This window comes from Ruminococcus sp. YE71 (assembly GCF_900119155.1).
In the GTDB taxonomy this organism is placed as follows: Bacteria; Bacillota; Clostridia; order Oscillospirales; family Ruminococcaceae; genus YE71.
The window spans coordinates 213,447-235,325 of record NZ_FPIR01000005.1 but is presented as its reverse complement, the minus strand read 5'-3'; the positions used below and the strand labels follow the sequence as shown (position 1 = coordinate 235,325).

The following is a 21,879-nucleotide window of genomic DNA, read 5'->3' as shown; positions in this document are numbered from 1 at the left end:
GTGCTGAAAGAAGATCACGGCTTCAGAAGATTCCTTTGCAGGGGCAAAAACAACATCAAAACAGAGTTCATTTTGCTCGGGCTGGCATACAACATAAAGAAACTTTTTACGAAGATCTCGGGAAACCGACTCGGAATATCTCTTTTTGAACTAAAATCGGCATAAAACCAACAGAACAAAACACCCCCGAGTTCTCTTTTTGAAGAGGGCTTGGGGGTGTGCGCGCTGAAAATGCCTATTTTACAAAGCATTGTATTTGACGGGTTTGATGTGCGGATATTGAGAGGGAGTGCTGATGGTGCGACAGCTCCTTTATAATTCTACATAGGGTCCTTTTCTGCAACTGTTGTTTTTGTGGGGCCAAATTGGGGCCAACCCAGTTTCGTGAACCCCGCAAACCGCGCTATTGCGTGGTTTTTAATCGATCGACTTCATCGTCGGGATCAGCGGAATCACTTACGAGGATAATGATGTCCTTGATAGCGTCGTTCCAGTTGGTGGTAGTCTTGTAGCCGAGAGCAACATTGGTCGCGTCCGCAGTCTTAGCGTTGAGATCCCAGATGCCGATCGTATAATCGTTCGCCTCGAAGAGCAGCTGGTTCTGCTTGTTCTTATCTTTGCCCTTCTCGATCGCGCAGAATACGCCCAGATCGCTGTAATATTCGGTCTCTTCCGACTCTGCCCTGATGGACCAGCCGAACTCCTTGCTGCCGTAGTACTTGTTACTCTCGCCATTGGCAGTTTTCTTGCCGTAGTTTTCGTCCTGACTTGTGGCTATGATGTTGGTGACATAGGTGCCTGCTTCGGTCATCTCGGCGTCGCCCGACTCGATCGTAAAATCGGTGTCCTTAACAAGCTCTGTCTCGCCTGCCCTGATGGTGGGGAACTGCTCATCGGCGTTGAATGTGAAAGTGTCTTCGTCAAGTTCGGCAGTCGAGATGTCGATAACATCGGAAGCGAACATGATGTCAACCTTATTTAAAGGATTTTCTGCTTTTCTGAAATCGTTCAGGTAAATGCACTTGCCGTTAAAATTGAAGTTAAAGACTTTGCCGAACTCCAGCATATTCTTCAGACCGTTTCCTTCGGTCTGGTTGTGGACATAATCTTTCCAGCTGTTCTTGTTGAGGAACCAGCCGTAGCCGTCGTTAACAACGGTAGTGCCTGCCTTGACAACGTCGCCCAGCTCGATAGCATCGGATCTTACGAGACCGCCGTCATAGACGTTGTGAGTGCCGTTTTCATCGGTGTACTCGGAAACTTTGGTGCCGGTAACATCTTCAAGCTCTTTTGTAACGCCGACCTCGATATAGGGTCTGTCTTCGTAGCCGTATGCCTGATTTACCTTAACGCTGTGGTCAAGGGGATATGTTCCGTTAGAGTAGCGCATATCGCACAGACCGCCCGTTTTTGTTTCGTCATTGTAAATGTGATCGGGGTCTTTCAGGAAGAACTGACCGTAGATCTTAGTACCCTTTAACAGTACATCGCCTTCTTTGATGTCAGTAACATCAAGGAATCCGCTTGTGCCGCTGTAGATATTGTAGGTATGTCCGTCCGAAGTAAAGGTGCCTGCGGGTGTTGCAACAGGCTTGGTGATGGTGAAGGTGGTGCTTCCCGAGGGGGTGTAGTTGCCGCCTGAGTTGTCGCTGATAGTGACAGTTGCCGTGCCCTTATTTACATTGTTGGAATAATGAACGGAATATTCACTCGTGGGGATGACGTCATTGCCGTCCTTGACGGTAACGGTGGGTTTCTTTTCGGTGCCGTCATAAACGAAAGAGCTCTGCGAGAGCTGGATCGTGGGGTTGTTGACAGTCTTAGCTTTGATCGACCAGGTGAAAGATCTCTTTCCGAAATACTGACCCGTGCCGACGATCGTGGAAGAGTAGTTGCCCGTATTAGTCTGCGGACCCTTAGTATTGTTTACTACCTGATAGTCAAAGTTTGCAGGGAACTGCGAACTCCTATTATAGGTCAGATCAGTGTTTAATGTCGCATTATTGATGTGCTTTACATCGGTCTTGAAAACAACGTCCCCGTTGACGGGTGTGTTGATCTGATACAATCTTGTGTTAGAGTCAATATACTTGTAGGACCAATTATTTTTATACTCATGGTTTTCACCATACACACCGGTGTAAGTGTTCTTGCCTCTGTTATCGAAGTATATATATATTATTATAGCTGTTAGGCAGGAATATATCGCCCGGTCTTGTTATGCTAAAGGGGATAGTTTTATCGTCATATACCGCAAAATAGTTGTTGCAGTCGTCTTTATAAACAGGGTAGAACCACAACGGATCGCTTGTGCTACCAGCGCCGTATGCTCTTACAACACCAACAACAGTACCGAAGGAATCATTATAAGCGCAGATCTTATAAGTATTGTTAAAGTATACCCAACCGTCGGACGCACTCAGATAAGCAGCGGAGGAGGTGTCTAACGATTCAAGTTTATATGAAGAACTTGATGTATTGTTATGGTTGTACTGAACGTACTTGTTGCTGCTTGACGGACGGTAGTATCTGTTACCTAATTTGAAGAAATTTGCTTCATTAAAGGAATAATAGTTGGAAGTCCATGACGGCTCGCCCGCCATATCGGCGCTTGCTGTGATTGCTGTCTGATTTGTGAACAGCTCTGCGATCGGCTGTACAGGCACGGTGCCCGTTACCAGTGAAAGTGCAAGAAGTCCTGCCGTAACTTTTTTCAGGTTGTTTTTCATAAATAATCCTCCTATATTTTAGATTTGCGGCGTTTCACCGCGGGTTACAAAAATTAAAGCGCACGCATCGGGACACAGTTATCCCGACGAATACGCTTTGCAAACGAAAGAATGACATTGAAAAGGCAGCAGTCAGCCTGCTGAAAAGTGCTGTAATATCGCATTGAAACACGCATGGTCATGACCGTCAGTCCTTTCTTGATAAAAGTTACCAAAAAGATAACATAATGTTCAATTTTTTTTCAACAAACTTATCATAACATATCGTGACATAATTTGCCAATACTCTTTAATATATTTTTTTCTTATTAACAAATTAGTTAACCAAGATGACTATGTACACAAAAAGACCGAGAACTCAAAGTCCTCGGTCATGAAACGGTAAAATTCAAATGTCTCCTACACACCTACCTGACAACATATTAAAAGTCTTCAGAAAGGTTTCCCACGGTAAAACCCGCACTCACCTCCCCGAAACAGTCTCCCAAACAGCGCAGATCTTGTCAGCGCAGCAGACGATGGCGGCTTCGCGGCAGCGGGGCGGTCGGATGTTCAGCGGGAACATATGTCTGCCGATTATCTCGCGCTCGCGCCTGCTGAGGAGAAAGTCGCGCTCGGCGTTTTTCAGCGCGGCGGCGGCGTGGGTGAAGCCGTGCATTTTCAGTGGGTTTTGCAGGGTCAGCGGCGCTTCGTGCCAGTCGTACAGGAAATAATCGTGCAGCAGCGCACCCCTCACCAGCGAACGCTTGTCGATCCTTATGCCGCGTTTTTCCAGCATCAGCGCGATCCGCAGACTCATCCTCGCCACGTTCAGCGAATGCTCGTAGACACTGACCGACCCGTGCTGGATGAACTCCTTCTCGCGTTTCATCCCCTCCGACCCGAGTATGTCACTGCCGTACTTTTTTATCATGCGGTCTGTTCTGTCGGGCATGATCTTTTCTCCTTTCCGCAGTTTTAACGGCTCAAAGCCGCCCGTTTACCGAGCGGCTTTGTTTCATTTTGTCATGGTGTATGTCTCTTTGTACGTGTCGTACAGCTGCTGTGCCGCTTCCTCGGCGGTCGCCTTGTCGAACAGCACGAGGTTGCAGGCATCGACAAAACCGCTGTAGAGGTCGGCGTTCTCGATGGTCGGATCCATCGGCTGAATGTGATCGTTCGTCTCCATCACCAGCGACGCTTCAAACTGGATGCCCTCCAGCTGCCCCGCGTCGCGCAGAGAATCCCTCGCCGCCGAACTGATGGGGATGCCCTTCTCGACACCTTGCAGCTCCGCCCATTCGGGGGAATTGAGCATGAAGTCCAGCAGCATCGCGGCTTCCTTCGGGTGGTCGGTGTTCTTGCTGATGGCGTAGAGGGTGGCAGGCTTCGCATACCAGCCCATTCCGCTGAACTGCCCCTCGGCAGCCGTGTAGGGCGCGGCGACGATCTCCTCGCCGTTCTCGATGGGATTCGTGAAGTAGTTGAGCGCGTCGCTCACCCACGCCACCGAACCCGCGTACACCCCGTTGTCGAGGTTGAACCGCTGATAGTCCTCGACCTTCGGCATCACGTTCTCGTTGACCAGCCTGTTGTAGAACTCTATCATCAGCTGCAAGTCCTCTTTGCCGAAGTTTATCTCGCTGTTCTCCGTGAAGAACTGTCTGCCTGTGGTCTGTTCGGCGTAGGCTATGCAGTAGAGCCAAATGCTCTTGTTCGAGCCCGAGATGGGGTAAACGCCGTCTGCCGACATCACCTCTGCCGCACTGAACAGGTCGTCCCATGTGGTGGGGATGTCGAGCCCGTACTTGTCGTAGATGGTCTTGTTTATGTACACGGTCTCGGCGTTCATGGCTATCGGGATGGCGTTGAGAATACCGCCGCGCCTGCCGTAACCGAGCATTTCGTCCGAAAAATTGGACAGGTCAACGACGTCTTTCAGCGTCTCAAGGTCGTAGTAGCCGTGCCCGTCGGGGGAGTACTGCGACAGCCAGCCGACGTTTATCTGCATAACGTCCGTCTCGGTTCCCGAGACCATGCGTATCTGATTACGCGCTTCGTAGCCCGACCATTCGGAGTAGCTGCAAACTACCTTTATATCGGGGTGCGCCTTCTCGAAGCGTGCGACGGCTTCGAGGGTGTATTCGTTTCGGGTGTCGTTGCCCCACCACGAAAGGGTTATCTCGGTCTGTTCCTTCTGTTCGCGGAGGACGGCTTCGCTCTTGCCGCAGGAACCGACCCACAGCATCGACGCCGAAAGCAGGACAGCGGTCAGTCTTTTCCTCATGAGTCCTCGCCGCCTTTCGTGATAGTCTCGTCGTAGAAGCTGTGTTTGTTCTTGCCTGTTTTCTTCGAGCGGTAGAGGGCGGTGTCGCAGGCTTTGTACAGTGTCTCGAAGTCCTTGCCGTCGGCAGGGAAGAGCGCCGCGCCGATACTTGCCGAAACGCTGTAGCCGCTCTCGGAACTGAACTCTGCCATAGCTTCGGACACTTTCGTGCAGCGGTCGCTGACGTACTGTCTGAACTCGGCAGGGTCGCTGAAACGCTTGTTCACCATCACGCAGAATTCGTCGCCGCCGATACGTCCAAGGTAGTCGTCGTCCGAGAATACCTCGCGCATGATGTCGCCCGTTTCCGCGATGACTTTGTCGCCAGCCGCGTGACCGAAGGTGTCGTTCACGCCTTTGAAGTTGTCAAGGTCGATGATGACCAGCGCCCTGTTCTCCGAGTCGAGGGAGCTTGCAAGGCAGTTTGCGGAGAACTCCTCAAAGGTCAGCTTGTTCAGCAGACCCGTCAGCAGGTCGTTCTGCGCCTTTGTGTCGAGGGTCTTGACTACCTTCTTTACAGGGGAAACCAGCAGATATGACAGGTACATTCCCACTATCACCGCGACGATCGCCGCCAGGAAGCTTACCATATATATATACCGTGTCATGTCGTTCTTCTCATTGAGTATTATCTTTGTGGGTATCGAGCATACCACGAACCAGTCGTCGCACTTGTTTACCGAGATGAGGTATTCGTCGTCCATAACGGATGCGGAAGTCTGATCCTTTATCCTTGTCAGGATGCTTTCGGGCAGGGGTTCTCCTATCTCGCTGTTGTCCTCGGAGAAGAGGATGTTGTAGTCGCTGTTGACAAGGCGTATCTCCATATCGCTGAGCGTCTCGGGGTTATCGAACACGCTGTCGAGCTCGTGGGCGTAGAAGGAGATGACCAGCACAGCGTTGTCGTGTACCTTTTTTACATAGTATATCCTCTTGAAGTCGCCGCCGTAACCCGTGAACCAGCCGTCGTTCGTGCGCTCACGTGAGATCATCGAGCTCAGCTCGGTGAAAATCCTGTCGCCGAACAGCGCATTCGTGGCGTTGGAGATCTTCCCGACGGTGCGGTTGTTGCGGTACACGATGCCGTAATCAACGAAGTTCTCCATGATACAAAGGCTGAACAGCTTTTCGGTTATGACCTTCTCGGTATTGATAGCCTCGTACTCGTCGTTGTTCGGATCGGAAGCGTCGTAGGTGTATGAGCTTTTCTCGCCGAACGCCAGCGTAGCCATCGTTTCCATCCTCGAAAGGTAGCTGTCCATATTGAGTTTCATCTGAACGTTCAGCGATGAGGTCAGCGAGAGCACCTTGTTCTGGAGCACTTCGTCGGTCTTTTTCAGTGCGAGCCTTGTAACGATGGTCAGTGAAGCCACAACGATGATCGCGTAGCCGACTATCATAAAGACCTGCACGATGCTGATACGCTTCATGCTTTGTCTGTGTCTGTTCCTGTTAGTCATTCCCGTACTCCTTCCGCGGTTTCTCGGAATTCGTGAAATTTTGCGTAATATCGTAATGTAACGTGTCCGAAAACTGTGCGGACAGGTCACAAATTATCTGATATATATAGATATTCACATATATTATATCACATTTTCAACCATTTGTAAAGGTTTTCATGCAAAAAACTGTCAGAAAACCATAAAACACGGGAACGAAAACGTTGTTATTTTTCAGATGAAACAAAAACCGTGAGGGAAGAGCTTTCCCTCACGGTCATTTATGCGTTAAATTTTACGCAGCGTTCTATTAATACATTCCGCCGCCCATGCCGCCTGCCGCAGCAGCAGCCATAGCAGCGTCAGCAGCAGGATCCTTGATGTCAGCTACAAGGCTCTCGGTGGTGAGTACCATAGCTGCAACGGAAGCTGCGTTCTGGAGTGCGCTTCTTGTTACCTTAGTCGGGTCAACGATGCCTGCGGGGATCATGTCAACATACTCCTCGCTGTAAGCATTGAAGCCGTAGCCGACCTTTCTGGAGCGGATGATCTTGTCGATGATAACGCTGCCCTCAAGACCTGCGTTAGCAGCGATCTGACGAACGGGAGCCTCAAGTGCCTTGAGCACGATAGCTGCACCTGTCTTCTCGTCGCCCTCAAGCTTGTCGAGAACTTCCTGAACAGCGGGGATAGCGTTAACGAGAGCGGTACCGCCGCCTGCTACGATGCCTTCTTCAACGGCAGCCTTGGTAGCAGCGAGAGCGTCCTCAACTCTGAGCTTCTTCTCCTTCATCTCGATCTCGGTGGGAGCGCCGACCTTGATAACAGCAACGCCGCCCGACAGCTTAGCTACGCGCTCAGCCATCTTCTCACGGTCGAAGTCGCTGGTGGAGTTCTCGATCTGAGCCTTGATCTGAGCAACTCTTTCCTTGATAGCTTCCTTGTCGCCTGCACCGTCAACGATGATGGTGTTCTCCTTCTGAACGACAACCTGACGAGCCTGACCGAGCATCTCAACTGTAGTCTCGCTCAGCTCAAGGCCGAGGTCGGAAGTGATTACCTGACCGCCTGTGAGGATAGCGATATCCTGGAGCATATCCTTTCTTCTGTCGCCGAAGCCCGGAGCCTTGACTGCAACGCAGGTGAAGGTGCCGCGGAGCTTGTTGAGGATAAGGGTCGAGAGAGCCTCGCCTTCAACGTCCTCAGCAACGATGAGCAGCTTCTTGCCCATTTTTACGATCTGCTCAAGCAGGGGCAGGAGCTCCTGGATGTTGGAGATCTTCTTGTCGGTGATGAGGATGAGAGCGTCGTCGATAACAGCTTCCATCTTCTCGGTGTCGGTGACCATGTAGGGCGAGAGGTAGCCTCTGTCGAACTGCATACCCTCAACTACCTCACTGTAGGTCTCAGCGGTCTTGGACTCTTCAATGGTGATAACGCCGTCAGCAGTTACCTTATCCATAGCCTCTGCGATCAGCTTGCCGACCTCTTCACTTGCGGAAGAAACGGTAGCAACTCTTGCGATGTCTTCGCTGCCCGAAACGGTCTTGGAGTTGTCAACGATGCTCTTTACAGCAGCGTCAACAGCAGCCTGCATACCCTTCTTGACGATCATGGGGTTAGCGCCTGCTGCGATGTTCTTCATACCCTCGGTGATGAGAGCCTGAGCAAGCAGAGTAGCGGTTGTGGTGCCGTCGCCTGCTGCGTCGTTGGTCTTGGTAGCAACTTCCTTAACGAGCTGTGCGCCCATGTTCTCGAAAGCGTCCTCAAGCTCGATCTCCTTAGCGATGGTAACACCGTCGTTGGTGATGAGGGGAGCGCCGTACTTCTTGTCGAGAACAACGTTTCTGCCCTTGGGTCCGAGTGTGATCTTTACGGTATCAGCCAGCTTGTCGATACCTGCCTGAAGAGCCTTTCTTGCGTCCTCGCCGTACTTTATATCCTTAGCCATTATAAATCAACCTCCGTATGTCAATATATTGCGATCAGTCCTCAACGATCGCGAGAATGTCCGACTGCTTGAGAATTGTGTACTCCACGCCGTCGAGCTTAACTTCTGTTCCGCTGTACTTAGCAGCGAGTACCTTGTCGCCGACCTTGAGGTACATCTTGACCTCGTTTCCGTCAACGATTCCGCCCTCGCCTACTGCTACGACTTCCGCTACCTGCGGCTTTTCCTTTGCGGCTGCGGTGAGGATGATTCCGCCTGCGGTGGTCTCCTCAGCCTCGACCTTCTTGATAACTACTCTGTCGAGCAACGGTCTGATAGTCATTTAAGATCTCTCCTTTAATAAAAATATTAGCTTTATACGAATTTTAAAGGCAGTCCGTTTAGCAGACGAGCCTCTAAAGTGTTAGCACTCATACTCTTTGAGTGCTAATTATATTTTATCACCTTTTCGGAAAAATGCAAGGGGTATTTTGGGGTTTTTACAAATTTTGTAGACTTGCACAACACCATGCGGGATGTGCAAAAATTTCTATGCAGTTTTCTCGCAAGTATTTGTTTTGTTAACACAAATTATACCGATAAAAAACGACCAAAGCTATTGACAAATGATATAATCTGTAGTAAAATAGTATATAGTATATATATTAGTGTTAGTATGTCGTATTATGGATTTTGTTTACGATTTATTAATAAAATATTATATGAAAGTTCAAGAAATTTGTTTGTGAATTTGTTATAATAAAGGTATCAATTATAAATTTGGTATAGCTGCGTTAAAATATTGGGGATTACGCACAAAGCAATACCAAAACTGCGTATACAAATAAGATATTCAACAAAATGGACGCTGTTACATAAATGAGAATCATCGCGTCCGGAAATCAAGAATTAGGAGGATATAGAATATGTCATTAGGCAGGGTACTTGTTGTTGATGATGATAAGAATATCTGTGAGCTGCTCAGGCTCTATCTCGAAAAGGACGGCTACGGAGTAATTCTCGCTCACGACGGTGAGGAGGCAGTTGTTAAGTTCAACGCTCTCAAGCCCGATATCATTCTGCTCGATATCATGCTTCCCGGTATTGACGGCTGGCAGGTATGCAGAGAGATAAGAAAGAAGTCCAACGTTCCGATAATCATGATAACCGCTAAGCAGGAGACCTTTGATAAGGTGCTTGGTCTTGAGCTCGGTGCGGACGACTATGTCGTTAAGCCTTTCGACACCAAGGAAGTTATTGCCCGTATCAAGGCTGTATACCGCAGAGTAGGTCAGTCCTCGGGCGAGGCTGAGGTAAAGGAAGTAAAGTACGACAAGCTGTCGGTCAATATGACCAGATACGAGCTCAAAGTCAATGGTCAGGTGCTCGATACTCCCCCGAAGGAGCTTGAGCTTCTGTTCCACCTCGCTTCCAACCCGAACCGCGTTTACACCAGAGACCAGCTTCTTGACGAAGTATGGGGCTTTGAGTACTACGGCGATTCGAGAACTATCGACGTTCATGTAAAGAGACTCAGAGAGAAGCTCGAAGGCGTGTCCGATCAGTGGTCGCTCAAGACTGTTTGGGGTGTCGGATACAAATTTGAAGTGACCGAGAATAATGATTGAACGGAGAAGTCTGTTATTTAAATACTTTTTGATCTGTACAGCAGTAATACTGATAAGCTTCATTGCATTAGGCGCAGTATTACTGCTTATTTCTTCAAATTACTTTAACGGGGAAAAAGAAGAAAAAATGAAGCGGTGTGTGGGAAACGTCTCGAATGTCATCGTCGGCAACCTTACTTCTATGCCCGATGAATGGACGAGAGTGTCTCAGTACGCTGTCAATGAGTATTCAAAGAATACAGGCTGTGATCTGCTGCTTTTCTCGAGCGACGGTTCATTTATCATAGGCGGTGAAGTCAGCGAACTCTGTGAGCCGCTGAAATACAGCAAGATAAATGAGGACTTCATAGAACAGTTCGGAGATTCCCCAACCTCCGTCCGCAGCGATTTTGGCGGACTGCTCAATAGGGATGTCCTGACCGTCGGTAAGATGCTTTCGGGAAACGGCCCTAAATATCTGCTTGTCGCAGTTAATTCGGAACCTTCGATGAATAACTATACTCACGATATAATGGAGATATTCGCGCTTTCGGCAACGATCGTGCTCGGTATTTCCATGGCAATAATCTACCTTTCGAGCATCAAGCTCACAGCGCCGATCAACGAGATGTCAGAGGCGGCAAAGAAGATCGGCCGCGGCGATTTCGACATTCAGCTGCCCGGCTACCCCGAGAAGGAGTACAACGACCTCGCTTCGGCGTTCAACGAGATGGCGGCTTCGCTGAAATCCTACGATACCATGCGTAACAGCTTCATCGCAAACGTTTCGCACGAGCTGAGAACGCCGATGACCTCTATCGGCGGCTTCGTTGACGGTATGCTCGACAAGACTATCCCCCCCGAGGAGCAGGATCACTACCTGAAGATCATCTCCTCAGAGGTTCAGAGACTGACCAGACTTGTGCGGTCGATGCTCAACCTCGCGAAGATCGAGGCTGGCGAGCTGAAGCCGAACTTCACTCAGTTCTCGGTGCTCGATCCTATCATCGATACCCTCGTGACCTTCGAGAAACGCCTTGAGGCAAAGCACATCGAGGTCAGGGGACTTGATACCGATAAGCGCTATTACCTCTGGGCGGACAGCGACCTTGTCCATCAGGTGGTCTACAATCTGCTGGAAAACGCCATCAAGTTCGTTGACGACGGCGGATATATCAGCTTCCACTTCGAGGAGATAGGCTATCTTACCGTAATCTACATTCGCAACAGCGGCGAGGGTCTTTCACAGGAAGAGCTTTCGCTGGTGTTCGACCGTTTCTATAAGACCGATAAGTCGAGAGGTATGGACGCTATGGGCGTCGGTCTCGGACTTAACATCGTAAAGTCGATAATCAGGCTGCACGGCGGCAAGATACAGGTGCGCTCGGTGGTAAACGAGTATACCGAATTCATGTTCTCGCTGCCGAACAAGGATATTTCCTGAGGGTGACATTATGCAAGATTTCAATGCCGAAAACGGTGTAAATGTGAATGAGCCTGTGACGGGACAGACCTCAGAGCCTGTTGCTGAACAGACCGAAGGAACAGCCGCAGAGCAGTTCGCCGTTACCGAAACTGCCGAAAAAAACGACGCTCCCGACAGTCTGAACTACATAAACTTCATCCCACCCGCCGATGACGTCGATTTCTGGGAGGAGACAAAAAAAGTCAGGGTGCGCTCCTTCCCGAAGATGCTGATCTGGATTCTGCTTCTTTCGGCGATAGTGCTGTCGATGTTCGCGTACATCGCCGTGATCCAGCGCGGAAAGGGCAGCTTCTCGAACCTCTTCCACTGGAAGAGCAAAAGCGGCGTCAACTTCACGATGCCCATCGCCGACACTCCCGTTCTCGATGAGAAGTACATGAACGAGGACGGCACCTACAGCGCCGCAGGTCTCGCAAAAGCTGTCCTGCCCAGCGTCGTGCAGATAAATGTCTACACTCAGAACGTGTTCACGCCCACAAATCAGGGAAGCGGCATCATCATGTCGGAGGACGGCTACATCATCACCAACGCGCACGTTGTCAGCGGCGCAAAGTACGGCATGACCGTTATCCTCTACGACGAACGCGAGTTCTCGGGGACACTTGTGGCGATGGATGAACCTACCGACATCGCGATAGTCAAGATCGGCGCGGAAGGTCTTTCGCCTGCGCAGTTCGCCGACTCGGATACCTGCGAACTCGGCGACGAGGTCGTGGCGGTCGGTTCGCCTGCGGGCTACTCCAACAGTGTGACCAAGGGCATCATCTCGGGTCTGAACCGAATGATTCGCGCCGAGTACAGCGCGACTCCCATGCAGTGCATACAGATCGACGCGGCGATAAACCCGGGAAATTCGGGCGGACCGCTGTTCAATATGTGGGGTCAGGTGATCGGCATCACCTCTTCAAAGCTGATAGCTTCGACCTACGAGAACATCGGATTTGCGATAACCACGAACTCGGCTAAGCCCGTGATCGAGGCGCTGATGTCCGACGGTTTCGTGCCCGACAAGGGCAGGGTAGGCATCTACTACTACGCGATCAGTGAGGAATCCGCTGAGAAATACGGCATCGTTCCCGGTATTTCCGTGCAGAAGATCGACCCCGAATGTAACGTAGCAAAGACCGATCTTCAGGCGGGTGACATCATCACCGAGATGAACGGCAAAAAGACCACCACCATCGAAGACGTGACCGAACTCATGAAGGAAATGAAGGCAGGCGACGAGATGACCTTCAAGGTCTACAGACCCGTGCTCGACGAAGACGGCAACTACGTCAAGGGCGAGGGCGAGTACTTTGAGGTAACTTTCGAGCTGAACTCCGAAAAAACCGCTATTCAGCGCTCAAAAGACGACGAATCCGAGTCAAAGTAAAACTATTGCCCCGAAGCATTTTATGGTGCTTCGGGGCTTTTTTTCCCTGGGGGAAACCTTTCTGAAGAAAGGTTCTCCTCCAGACCCCCTTCCAAAGACTTTTAATATGTCGTTTGTTGGGTGTGGTGGGGAAGATAGGATCTCTCCATTTCATGAGAGACTGTCTGATGAATTCCGAAACTGATGCGTTATGCACCATTGAACGTCTTTTTGGCAAAGGCAAGCTATATAACAGAAGAATTACTATCTCCCCGACCTGCACAAAGTCAGGAAGAAGCACCCAATAGCCAAAAAGTATTAAAAGTTTTAGTGAGGGGGTTTGGGGGAAGACCCTTTTTCAAAAGGGTCTCCCCCAAGAAGAAAACCCGCAGACAGCAATCAGATCTCATCTAAGACCCAGTGCTTTTTTTGCCAGCAGGTCTACCATGTCGTTGTACTTGTCGCCCGAGTGGCCGCGCACTTTGCGGAATTCTACGTGCAGTTTGTCTTTGATGCTGTTGTAGAAGGCGGCGTATTTTTGGGTGCCTTCCTTGTTGGCTTTCCACTCGCCGAGAGCCCATTTTGCGATACCCTCATAGTCGTAGAAGATTATCACGTCCTCGATGCCCTCTTCGATACAGTACTGCATCGCCGCCATCGAGCCCATTATCTCGCCCGCAACATTGTGCATAGCCGCCATCGAAGGGATGTTGAACGCCTTGTTCGCGGTCAGTTCCTTGCCGTCGCGGAGCACGACCATTCCGTAGGAAAATGCCCCCGTGTGCGAGTCGAAACTGCCGTCAACGTATATCTGTATCCTGTCCTCATCGGGAACAGCCGCGTAGGGGTCGGGCTGCGAGCCTGCGCCTATGTAGGCTTCCGCCTCCTCAAGTGTGGTGAAGCTCTTGTAGACCGCGCTTGAAAAGCCCATAACCTGCCTTTTGCAGTCGTCCCACGATTCGTATATGCCTGGTATCCTGCCGCTTTTTACGGCGTAGTATTTTTTCTTTGCCGTCATTGTATTCCTCCTGTTTTATATCCTCTCGGGCTGTTCGATGGGTGTTGAATGTCTGCCGCCGCGGAGTTTCGGGAGCCTGAGCTGTTCGCTGAAGATCGCCGCTCGGACGATGTCGTCGAGGACTGTCCCTGCCGCCGACAGCCCGAACCATATCACCGAGAACAGAACGCATATCTGCCCGTCAAGGTTCAGCGGCATCGAGGAATAGTCCCAGATGTGCATACCGAGCCTGACGTTCAGCAGTTCCCCCGTGATAAGCTCCAGCACGGTTATGAACGCCGCCGAAAGCAGCGTCCTGACCGCGACCTTCGGCACAGACCTCTGACCTGAGTTCAGCTTGTGTATCAGACACATCGCCGCTCCGCCCAGCACGCCCATCGAAATGTGCGTGTAACCTCGCGACAGCACCTCTATCAGTCCGTAAGCAAAGCCTCCCACAATGAAAACCGTGAGAGGCTTCAGCATCTCTGTCAGCCCTCTGCGCATAATATCACTCCCCGAGATCGGTATAGTGATATTATTGCACAAATGCGCTGTTTTAGTCGCAGTGATCGGGAAAAAAATGTTACCGGGCGATCAGACCTGCCAGCTGTTCAGGTACTTCTCCTGATCGGGTGTGAGGGTGTCGATCTCAACGCCCCAGAATCCGAGCTTGCGTCTTGCGACTTCGTTGTCGATCTCCTCGGGAACGGTGATGATCCTGTCGGTCAGACTGCCCTTGTTCTTCACGAGATACGCCGCCGAGAGCGCCTGTATCGCGAAGGACATATCCATGATCTCGGCAGGGTGACCGTCGCCTGCGGCAAGGTTCACGAGTCTGCCCTCGCCGATGGTGAACACCGTTCTGCCGTCGGGAAGTTTATAGCCCTGAATGTTGTTTCTCGCCTCGTAGACCTCGACCGCGAGCTCGCGCAGTTTAGCCACAGCCACCTCGCAGTCGAAGTGACCCGCGTTGCAGAGTATCGCGCCATCCTTGAGGTTCGCAAAGCTGTTGTCGGTGATAACGTCCTTGCAGCCCGTCACGGTCACGAACAGGTCGCCGATCTTTGCGGCTTCCTCCATCTTCATGACCTTGAAGCCGTCCATTACAGCCTCCATAGCCTTTACGGGGTCTATCTCGGTGACGATGACCGAAGCGCCGAGACCCTTTGCGCGCATAGCAACGCCCTTGCCGCACCAGCCGTAGCCTGCTACGACTACGTTCTTGCCTGCAACGATGAGGTTTGTGGTGCGGTTGATGCCGTCCCATACCGACTGACCCGTGCCGTAGCGGTTGTCGAACAGGTACTTGCAGCGTGCGTTGTTCACAAGCACCATCGGGAATTTCAGCTCGCCAGCCTTGTTCATGGCGATGAGGCGGATGATGCCCGTGGTGGTCTCCTCACAGCCGCCTATCACGTTCGGGATAAGCTCGGGGTACTCGTTGTGTATCATGTTCACAAGGTCGCCGCCGTCGTCGATGATAATGTTCGGGCCGATCTTTACCACCTCTGAAATGTGTCTGTGGTACTCCTCGGGTGTGGAAGCGTGCCATGCGAACACGTTCAGACCGTCGTGAACAAGTGCAGCCGCAACATCATCCTGTGTCGAAAGGGGATTGCTGCCCGTGACGTACATCTCGGCGCCGCCTGCCGCAAGCACCTTGCAGAGGTATGCGGTCTTGGCTTCGAGGTGAACAGACAGTGCGACTTTCAGCCCCGTGAAAGGCTTCTCGCGCTCGAATTCCTCTCTAACGCTGTTGAGTATGTCCATATTGCGGCGCACCCATTCGATCTTGCGCTCGCCCGATTCCCAAAGGGAAATGTCTCTTATCTCGCTCATGCTTTTTATGTCCTTTCAATATATTTTATTTAAATATAGTATTATCTGCGTTTCAGTATTATGATGCCTGCGTCATGTGCTATCACGAAATGATCTCCGTCATAACCGAATACGTACAGATAGGCATCATAACTGTAGTAGATGATTTTTTGTCAGGCGGACCGCTCACAAAATATATCTTCATGATATGTTTATCGTTTGTTTCTGCGGTCACTTTTTCGCCTTTGGAAGATGTATACGGGCGACTGCCGCAGTATGCAGTCGATTCAGTCTCGTCAAAAACAATCTCACAATATTCGATCGTCCCGTTACCGCAGTCGATCATCGTAGTTCTTTGAGAAGAGATGATTATCATCTTCTCCGCAGTTCGGAGCTTATTTAACTCTTACATCTATCTCGCTTTCTGTCGGCGGCTCAAAAAGCCGTGCGGCTTTCTCCGCCAGTCCTTCGTCGATGTAGTATGCCGAGGTCTTGCCCGCCAGCACATCGGCGTTGCGTTTTTCTATGCGCCTGTGCCATTCCTCGTCGGGGACGTGGATGTAGTGTATCTCGCATTCGATGCCGTGCGCCGCGTAGAATCCACGCGCCTGTCTGCGTTCCTCAGCCGTCCACAGACCGAAATCGAACACGACGTTTATGCCGCATTCGGCAAGCTCAAGACTTTTGCCGAACAGAAACTTCTCGCACCGCTCAACATAAGTGCCGTGCATCTCGCCTGCGTCCTGTCCGAACAGCGCGAGGGTCAGCTCGTCCACCGACAGCACTGCGGCGTTCAGTTCCTTCCGAAGCCGTTCCGCGTAGGTGGATTTGCCTGTGCAGATCCGTCCGCACAGCAGTATCATCCTTGACATATCAGGATATCCTCTTGGGCTTCTTGGGCTTTTTCTCCTGCTGAACAGGGGTCTCCTTGCCGCCCATGTCCTCGAAGATGGCTTCACCCTCGGTCTTCAGGTAGTCGAACTCGGGGTTGTCCTCGCCGCGCTGGTCATAGTAGGGCTGGATAACGTACTTCCTCACGATTGGGTAGCAGTTGAAGCAGGTCACAAAGCACAGGAACGACAGCGGCCAGAAGATGATGATGAAAATGGATATCGGGAAGGAGAACATCACCAGAGCGGTCACAACTATCCATACCAGCAGAGTCCACAGGCTGTTCTTCACGCCGAGACTCACAAGGAAAAATGCGTTCTTGACTATCTTCGGCAGCGAGAGGGTGGTGGAGACTATCATCATGTAGATGTAGAAGTGCATCAGGAAAAACACGATACAGCAGGCAAGACATACCGCCAGCACCGCGTAGAACACGGGCATCTCCTTTGCCCAGGCGTTGTAGGTGGGTATCGCCACCGAGAAGCCCACAACGGCGATGATGTCGATAAGCCCCATGATGAAGCCCTGCTTGAAGTTTTTCTTGAACGCTTCCCAGAAGTCTGCCCAGAGGAAGGCGTTGCGCTCCTGCGACCAGTTGCGTGCGACCTTTGTCATGGCGCAGGTAGCAGGCCCGAAGGTCACGATCGGTATTATCGACAGGAGATAGAGCAGATTCAGTCCCATCAGCTGCCACATACGTCTGCCGTAGACCTCGGTGAATTTGAAGATGCCTTTTTTCTCCATCGGGGCTTTGGGCACGCCGCGCCCCGGCTGGTCTTTTCCGAAAAATCCCATTTTATACTTCCTTTACAAATCAAAAATTATTATTCTCTTTCGACAAAAGAGTTTCTATGAAAAATTTTACAGCAATTTCTCTAATTCATCAAGCAGCTTTCGTTTCATATTCACAAGCTGTTCCTCGCTTGGTCTGTTGTCATCGGAATACATTTTCTCCATAGGATACCACCAGACAGGACCTCTGCCATTGTTTCCATAGCTTTCAATGTCTCCGCTTATCCTCGGGAACAAATGCCAATGAAGATGAGCATCACCCATACCGAGCAGCTCGTAGTTTATCTTCTCAGCACCAAATGCCTTTGACACAGCTTCGGCAACTATCGTCATTTCTTCAAGGAACTTCGAGCGCTCTGCACGGTCAAGATGAAACAGCTCGGTTTTGTCTCCGTGGTGCTTATATAGAAACAGCGTATAGCCGCAAAAATGCTGATTATCGCCTAACACTGCATATCCGGTCTCAAGCTCCTTTACAAAATAAGGATTCACGCCATTTTTTATCATTTCGATCCGTTCTCATATCAGGCACATAATTTCCTCCGACAAATATCGATCTGTTGAATCAGCATAGTATAGATAAAAAGGGGTGCTGACAAATGCCTTTTGACCCTGAGATCCCGGGACAAACTGCTCATCAGCCGTTTTTTTACGACACCGTCATGCGTGCCGTTAAAGTCCGTTTTTATGTACACATAAGCAGTTTTGCGAGTGCGCATTCTATCGCCGCCGAAGCCGCCGAAACAGCGAGAAGCCCTGCGAACCTCGCCGAATACAGCTTCACCCGTTCTGCCATGCCGTCGGTTATCCTGTCGCGGAAGCAGACTGCCGTCAGTCTGTCCGACAGGTACATGGCTTCGCGGCAGGCGAGCACCGTCACTATCAGCGAGATGAACACGTTCGGGAAAACCGCCGCCGCCGTCAGGAAAGTCCGTCTGCAAGCGCCGCCCGAGAAAGCCCCCGTCAGCAGCACCCCGAAGCCGATCCCTCTGAGAAACGGCAGCGCCAGTTCAAGAGGCTGCGTGACCGCACTCAGTCCGAGCATGAAAGCCGCTGCCAGAAACGCCGCGTTCTCCGAAACGGACACCAGCATGATCTTCGTGTATTCGCCGTTTCGGCGCAGACCGAGAGCCTGCTCCTGCACCGATATGAACAGCTGTGACAGCCGCGTTTCGGTGCGCATACAGCACATCGTCCCGAACAGCGTCCCGAAAAGAGCCGCCGCCGACATGACGGTGAACAGTATCAGCCCCCGTGAGGGTCTGTCCGAAAATACATATCTCTGCCGCATGAGCATCACCACCTGAGTGATGATATGCGGCGGAAAGGGAAATTATTACTTGCTCAGCTCGTAAGCTCGCTTTGTGCAGGCTTTGCAGCAGTTCTGAACGGCTTCGTCAAGACCGCCCGCCCTGAGCTGTTCGAGACCTGCGATGGTGGTGCCGCCCTTTGAGGAGACCATCTCGATGAGCTTGTCGATGCTGTTGCCGCTGTCGGTTATCATCTTTGCGGAGCCGATGAGCGACTTTGCGAAAAGCTCTGTCGCAACGTCCGCGCCGATGCCGACGCTCTCTGCGTACCTGATGAAGGACTGTGCGTACAGGTAGATGAACGCAGGGGAGGAGCCGTTGATGGCGATTATCTCCTTCATCTTGTCCTTCGGGATGACAGCGTAAACGCCGCACTCACCGAAGATGCCGCATACCGCCGCGAATTCCTCATCGGTAACGCTGTCGGCACGGGAAAGTGCGGTCGCACCCTCGCCCAGCAGCAGGGGAGTGTTCGGCATTACGAGCACGACCTTTGCGCCCGCGATGGTCTTGGATGCGATGTATTCGTCGGTGATGCCTGCGCATATCGACACGATAACGGTGTTGGCGGTCACAGCTGGAGCGATGACATCGAGCACCTCATCGAGCTGCTGCGGCTTCACCGCAAGGAAAACGTACTTGGCAGAGCGGACTACCTCGGCGCCGTCGGCACAAGCCTTCGCGCCTATCTCCGCGGCTCTGGTGAGGGCAGGCTCATAGCTGTCGTAAACGAACAGCTCCGCGTCGATGCCCTGAGCGTTGGAGATGCCCTTCATGATGGCATAACCCATGTTTCCTGCGCCTATAAATCCTACTTTTATCATAAAAAATTACTTCCTTTCGGGAAAAATTATACATCTTTAATTATAATACAAATTACACAAAAAATCAAGGGCGATTTCTATGTTTTCAATAAAAGTTCACTTTTGGGCATGAAAAAGCAAAAGCTGTCCGAAATTACGGACAGCTTTGCATTGTTACCAGTTCATTATCTTCTTTATCTCTTCGGTGAGAGCGGCAGCCGCCTTGTCGTGGGTGACTGCTGTGGGGTGATAGTCTGCAACGAGACCGTCCTCGGGCTTCTGCGCGTCGAACATGAAGCTCGATATCTTCTCGTCCCCCGTTTCTTTCTTGTAGGTGTAGACCGCCATCTCTATCGCGGGGAAGATGCGCTGACCCATGATGCCGACTGTGCAGAGTATCTGAGCGTCGGGGTTCTTCTCGCGGACGGTCTTTAAGAAGTTCACATATTCCGCCGAGTACTCGTCCATGCGCTCGCTCTGTCCGAGGCAGTAGCTGTCATCGTTGGTGCCGAGGTTTATGACAACGAGTTCGGGCTGATACTTCGAGAAATCCCAGTCAATGTTCTGGGGCATCTCGCTGCCCTTGAAGCCCTGATACGAGAAGCCGAGGCTGCCGTAGTACTGGGGTATCGTCTGCTGGGGTATCTTCGTCTTGCCGTCAGCGGTGTATCCCGAGATTATGCCGTAGCCGCTCACGGAGAACAGGCTGTAGTCCGCGTCGAGCAGCTGTGCGGTCTTGTAAGCGTAAGCGAGGGTGCAGTCCTCGGTGGCGGTCTTGAAGTGGTGGCTCTCGTCCTCGTCGTCAACGCCGTATCCGCAGGTTATGGAGTCACCGATGAACTCTATCCTGTGCGCCTTCTGAGCGGTGGGCTTTGCACTGCCGCCCTCGCCAAGGTCGATGCCCTTGATGCCGATGGTAGACATAGCGCATTCCGAGAGCTTCACGAACTTAACGGTAACGCTCTTTTTGGTGTCGCTTTCGAGAACGGTGACGCTTTTCTCACGCTCGGTGAGAACGTCGTCCGCAACGCGTTCACCGTCAACGAACACCGCGTATCTTGCCTGATTGTCGCCTATCCCCGGGAAAGCCGCGCCGTCGCCTTCAAGTTCGAGGGTGAGGTTCTTGCCCGTGTACTCGAACTCGATGCCCGTACCCGAAAGAGCCATCCAGAGCGTGTCGTCTATCATGTATGTTCTGCCTATTTGCTTTACGTATTCTTTGGTTGCTGTCAAATGAGTCATGTCCTTGTTTCCTCCGTTTTCGTTATTTTTTTCTGTTTCCGCCTTTCCGCAGCCCGACAGCAAGGTCATCCCGACCGCCGCACAGCAGAAGAGCGTGAGCATCGACTTAATTTTCATATACCCCTCCGATGTTCAGTAACAAAGGTTTTTCAACACAATAATTATATCACATCAACTTGAAATAATCAAGAGATTGTGGTATAATATTTACAATTAAGTCAGAATGCTTTCGGGAGGTACAAAGGATGAACTCGCAGCAGGTCGAATACATACTCGCAGTCGCCGAGTGCAGGAGCTTTTCAAAGGCTGCAAAAATGCTTTTCGTGACACAGCCCTCGCTCAGTCAGTATATCATCAATGCCGAGCAGAAGCTGGGTTTTGCAGTTTTCGACAGGAGCTGTTCGCCCGTGGCGCTGACCCCCGAGGGCGAGATATTCGTTGAGTACGCAAAGCGTTTCAGGGAGCTTGAGACCGAGCTGAACGGCAGGCTCGAAGAGCATATCCGCAGACGTTCGGGGGCGCTTCGGGTGGTGTCGGAGATTCAGCCGCTCCCGAAAGCCGCCGCTGACGCACTTGCGGTCTATGCCGACAGCATCGGCGACGTGGACATATCCTCGGACGGGGAGAGCGGCTCGGAAAAGCTATCTCAGCAGGTCGCCGATGGTTCCTGTGACGCCGCCGTGACCCTCGAAAAACCACAGAACGACGCCCTCGAAACAGTGCCGCTCACCGTGTGGCTGAGCGTCCGCAGGAGCGAGGACAGATCCTACCCCGACGAACGCCTCCTCGAACTGGTCCGCGGCCGCCTCCCTTGACTAATTCATAAATTATGTATTTACTCTTTACCTGCAATATGTTATAATCAGATAAAAGTCCTCACAACCCCCATTTCCGATACGTATTGCGGAATATGGCTGTTTTGTACGGGTGGAGAGTGCGGGTCTTGCGGGGGGGGGACCGCCTTAGCTTCGCACGTCCGCCTTAGCTTCGCACGTCCGCCTTAGCTTCGCACGGCTAGAAAAAGGGTCCTCCCCCACGGACCCCTTTCCTAAAACTTTTAATATTTTCGTCATTTAGATGTGTTGGGGAAGATAGGCTCTCGCCATTTATAAAGTGTCATCTGAATGAAGCGTTACGCTCTCATGAACGTCTTTTTGGCATGTCCGCACTAAT

The 21,879-nt window shown here is 51.4% G+C and carries 21 protein-coding genes; 5 read left to right on the top strand and 16 right to left on the bottom strand.

The features are described 5' to 3' along the window. Positions 1–165 (top strand): transposase (locus tag BT142_RS18655; RefSeq protein ID WP_175444910.1); only part of this gene is annotated, 165 nt, incomplete at its 5' end. 238 nt (positions 166–403) lie between these two features. On the opposite strand, the gene BT142_RS06920 is transcribed toward BT142_RS18655, so the two are convergent. The 7 genes from BT142_RS06920 to BT142_RS06890 form a co-directional block, all read right to left on the bottom strand. Beyond that, positions 404–2,068 (bottom strand): hypothetical protein, encoded by a 1,665-nt coding sequence (locus tag BT142_RS06920; protein WP_072417474.1) that lies wholly within the window; start codon positions 2,066–2,068, stop codon positions 404–406. Between the two features lie 91 nt (positions 2,069–2,159). Continuing rightward, entirely contained in the window at positions 2,160–2,729 is a 570-nt protein-coding gene (locus tag BT142_RS06915; RefSeq protein ID WP_072417473.1) for a hypothetical protein, read from the bottom strand. Positions 2,730–3,192: 463 nt separating this feature from the next. Then, positions 3,193–3,663 (bottom strand): HD domain-containing protein, encoded by a 471-nt coding sequence (locus tag BT142_RS06910; RefSeq protein WP_072417472.1) that lies wholly within the window; start codon positions 3,661–3,663, stop codon positions 3,193–3,195. A gap of 63 nt (positions 3,664–3,726) precedes the next feature. Continuing rightward, positions 3,727–4,995, bottom strand: coding sequence for an ABC transporter substrate-binding protein (locus BT142_RS06905; protein WP_072417471.1), 1,269 nt, complete (start codon positions 4,993–4,995; stop codon positions 3,727–3,729). Next, complete coding sequence (locus BT142_RS06900) at positions 4,992–6,494, bottom strand: sensor domain-containing diguanylate cyclase (protein ID WP_072417470.1); 1,503 nt, start codon at positions 6,492–6,494, stop codon at positions 4,992–4,994. Before BT142_RS06900 ends, BT142_RS06905 begins: the two co-directional genes overlap by 4 nt. A 289-nt stretch (positions 6,495–6,783) precedes the next feature. Beyond that, the gene (gene groL, locus BT142_RS06895; RefSeq protein ID WP_072417469.1) at positions 6,784–8,424 is read right to left on the bottom strand and encodes a chaperonin GroEL; all 1,641 of its coding nucleotides are present in this window, start codon (positions 8,422–8,424) and stop codon (positions 6,784–6,786) included. A 34-nt stretch (positions 8,425–8,458) separates the two neighbouring features. Next, entirely contained in the window at positions 8,459–8,746 is a 288-nt protein-coding gene (locus BT142_RS06890) for a co-chaperone GroES (protein ID WP_072417468.1), read from the bottom strand. Positions 8,747–9,329: 583 nt separating this feature from the next. Here BT142_RS06890 and BT142_RS06885 point away from each other — a divergent pair. The 3 genes from BT142_RS06885 (at position 9,330) to BT142_RS06875 (ending at position 12,871) form a co-directional block, all read left to right on the top strand. Next, positions 9,330–10,031, top strand: a complete 702-nt coding sequence (locus BT142_RS06885) for a response regulator transcription factor (protein WP_072417467.1) — start codon at positions 9,330–9,332, stop codon at positions 10,029–10,031. A 127-nt stretch (positions 10,032–10,158) separates the two neighbouring features. Beyond that, positions 10,159–11,454 carry a sensor histidine kinase gene (locus BT142_RS06880; RefSeq protein ID WP_242871936.1) on the top strand — a complete coding sequence of 432 codons (1,296 nt, stop codon included), beginning with the start codon at positions 10,159–10,161 and terminating at the stop codon, positions 11,452–11,454. Positions 11,455–11,464: 10 nt separating this feature from the next. Next, positions 11,465–12,871 carry a S1C family serine protease gene (locus BT142_RS06875; protein WP_084659364.1) on the top strand — a complete coding sequence of 469 codons (1,407 nt, stop codon included), beginning with the start codon at positions 11,465–11,467 and terminating at the stop codon, positions 12,869–12,871. Positions 12,872–13,256: 385 nt separating this feature from the next. Here BT142_RS06875 and BT142_RS06870 read toward each other — a convergent pair whose 3' ends face one another. The 9 genes from BT142_RS06870 to BT142_RS06825 all read right to left on the bottom strand — a co-directional run bounded on the left by BT142_RS06870 (position 13,257) and on the right by BT142_RS06825 (position 20,823). Further along, entirely contained in the window at positions 13,257–13,868 is a 612-nt protein-coding gene (locus BT142_RS06870; RefSeq protein ID WP_072417465.1) for a ribonuclease H1 domain-containing protein, read from the bottom strand. 15 nt (positions 13,869–13,883) lie between these two features. Next, entirely contained in the window at positions 13,884–14,354 is a 471-nt protein-coding gene (locus tag BT142_RS06865) for a putative ABC transporter permease (protein ID WP_072417464.1), read from the bottom strand. 90 nt (positions 14,355–14,444) lie between these two features. Further along, a complete protein-coding gene (locus BT142_RS06860) occupies positions 14,445–15,689 on the bottom strand; it encodes an adenosylhomocysteinase (protein WP_072417463.1) in 1,245 nt (414 codons plus the stop codon). Positions 15,690–16,063: 374 nt separating this feature from the next. Continuing rightward, positions 16,064–16,540, bottom strand: coding sequence for a P-loop nucleotide/nucleoside kinase family protein (locus BT142_RS06850; RefSeq protein ID WP_072417461.1), 477 nt, complete (start codon positions 16,538–16,540; stop codon positions 16,064–16,066). Between the two features lies 1 nt (position 16,541). Next, positions 16,542–17,354, bottom strand: coding sequence for a YesL family protein (locus BT142_RS06845; RefSeq protein WP_072417460.1), 813 nt, complete (start codon positions 17,352–17,354; stop codon positions 16,542–16,544). 66 nt (positions 17,355–17,420) lie between these two features. Next, positions 17,421–17,858, bottom strand: coding sequence for an HIT family protein (locus BT142_RS06840; RefSeq protein WP_072417459.1), 438 nt, complete (start codon positions 17,856–17,858; stop codon positions 17,421–17,423). 178 nt (positions 17,859–18,036) lie between these two features. After that, entirely contained in the window at positions 18,037–18,642 is a 606-nt protein-coding gene (locus BT142_RS06835) for a hypothetical protein (protein WP_072417458.1), read from the bottom strand. Positions 18,643–18,687: 45 nt separating this feature from the next. Beyond that, on the bottom strand, positions 18,688–19,485 hold the full coding sequence (gene proC, locus BT142_RS06830; RefSeq protein ID WP_072417457.1) for a pyrroline-5-carboxylate reductase: 798 nt from the start codon (positions 19,483–19,485) through the stop codon (positions 18,688–18,690). A 153-nt stretch (positions 19,486–19,638) separates the two neighbouring features. Beyond that, complete coding sequence (locus tag BT142_RS06825; RefSeq protein ID WP_242871935.1) at positions 19,639–20,823, bottom strand: SGNH/GDSL hydrolase family protein; 1,185 nt, start codon at positions 20,821–20,823, stop codon at positions 19,639–19,641. A gap of 128 nt (positions 20,824–20,951) precedes the next feature. On the opposite strand from BT142_RS06825, the gene BT142_RS06820 reads away from it, so the two are divergent. Continuing rightward, positions 20,952–21,521 carry a LysR family transcriptional regulator gene (locus BT142_RS06820; RefSeq protein ID WP_072417456.1) on the top strand — a complete coding sequence of 190 codons (570 nt, stop codon included), beginning with the start codon at positions 20,952–20,954 and terminating at the stop codon, positions 21,519–21,521. The last annotated feature ends 358 nt before the right edge of the window (positions 21,522–21,879 follow it).

Coding starts and splice junctions, on each gene's coding strand:
- BT142_RS06825 (WP_242871935.1), bottom strand. CDS start 20,823: ATGAAAATTAAGTCGATGCTCACGCTCTTCTGCTGTGCGGCGGTCGGG.
- BT142_RS06860 (WP_072417463.1), bottom strand. CDS start 15,689: ATGAGCGAGATAAGAGACATTTCCCTTTGGGAATCGGGCGAGCGCAAG.
- BT142_RS06900 (WP_072417470.1), bottom strand. CDS start 6,494: ATGACTAACAGGAACAGACACAGACAAAGCATGAAGCGTATCAGCATC.
- BT142_RS06850 (WP_072417461.1), bottom strand. CDS start 16,540: ATGTCAAGGATGATACTGCTGTGCGGACGGATCTGCACAGGCAAATCC.
- BT142_RS06910 (WP_072417472.1), bottom strand. CDS start 3,663: ATGCCCGACAGAACAGACCGCATGATAAAAAAGTACGGCAGTGACATA.
- BT142_RS06885 (WP_072417467.1), top strand. CDS start 9,330: ATGTCATTAGGCAGGGTACTTGTTGTTGATGATGATAAGAATATCTGT.
- proC (WP_072417457.1), bottom strand. CDS start 19,485: ATGATAAAAGTAGGATTTATAGGCGCAGGAAACATGGGTTATGCCATC.
- BT142_RS06820 (WP_072417456.1), top strand. CDS start 20,952: ATGAACTCGCAGCAGGTCGAATACATACTCGCAGTCGCCGAGTGCAGG.
- BT142_RS06845 (WP_072417460.1), bottom strand. CDS start 17,354: ATGGGATTTTTCGGAAAAGACCAGCCGGGGCGCGGCGTGCCCAAAGCC.
- BT142_RS06840 (WP_072417459.1), bottom strand. CDS start 17,858: ATGATAAAAAATGGCGTGAATCCTTATTTTGTAAAGGAGCTTGAGACC.
- BT142_RS06890 (WP_072417468.1), bottom strand. CDS start 8,746: ATGACTATCAGACCGTTGCTCGACAGAGTAGTTATCAAGAAGGTCGAG.
- BT142_RS06915 (WP_072417473.1), bottom strand. CDS start 2,729: ATGAAAAACAACCTGAAAAAAGTTACGGCAGGACTTCTTGCACTTTCA.
- BT142_RS06870 (WP_072417465.1), bottom strand. CDS start 13,868: ATGACGGCAAAGAAAAAATACTACGCCGTAAAAAGCGGCAGGATACCA.
- BT142_RS06865 (WP_072417464.1), bottom strand. CDS start 14,354: ATGCGCAGAGGGCTGACAGAGATGCTGAAGCCTCTCACGGTTTTCATT.
- BT142_RS06905 (WP_072417471.1), bottom strand. CDS start 4,995: ATGAGGAAAAGACTGACCGCTGTCCTGCTTTCGGCGTCGATGCTGTGG.
- BT142_RS06880 (WP_242871936.1), top strand. CDS start 10,159: ATGAAGCGGTGTGTGGGAAACGTCTCGAATGTCATCGTCGGCAACCTT.
- BT142_RS06835 (WP_072417458.1), bottom strand. CDS start 18,642: ATGCGGCAGAGATATGTATTTTCGGACAGACCCTCACGGGGGCTGATA.
- BT142_RS06875 (WP_084659364.1), top strand. CDS start 11,465: ATGCAAGATTTCAATGCCGAAAACGGTGTAAATGTGAATGAGCCTGTG.
- groL (WP_072417469.1), bottom strand. CDS start 8,424: ATGGCTAAGGATATAAAGTACGGCGAGGACGCAAGAAAGGCTCTTCAG.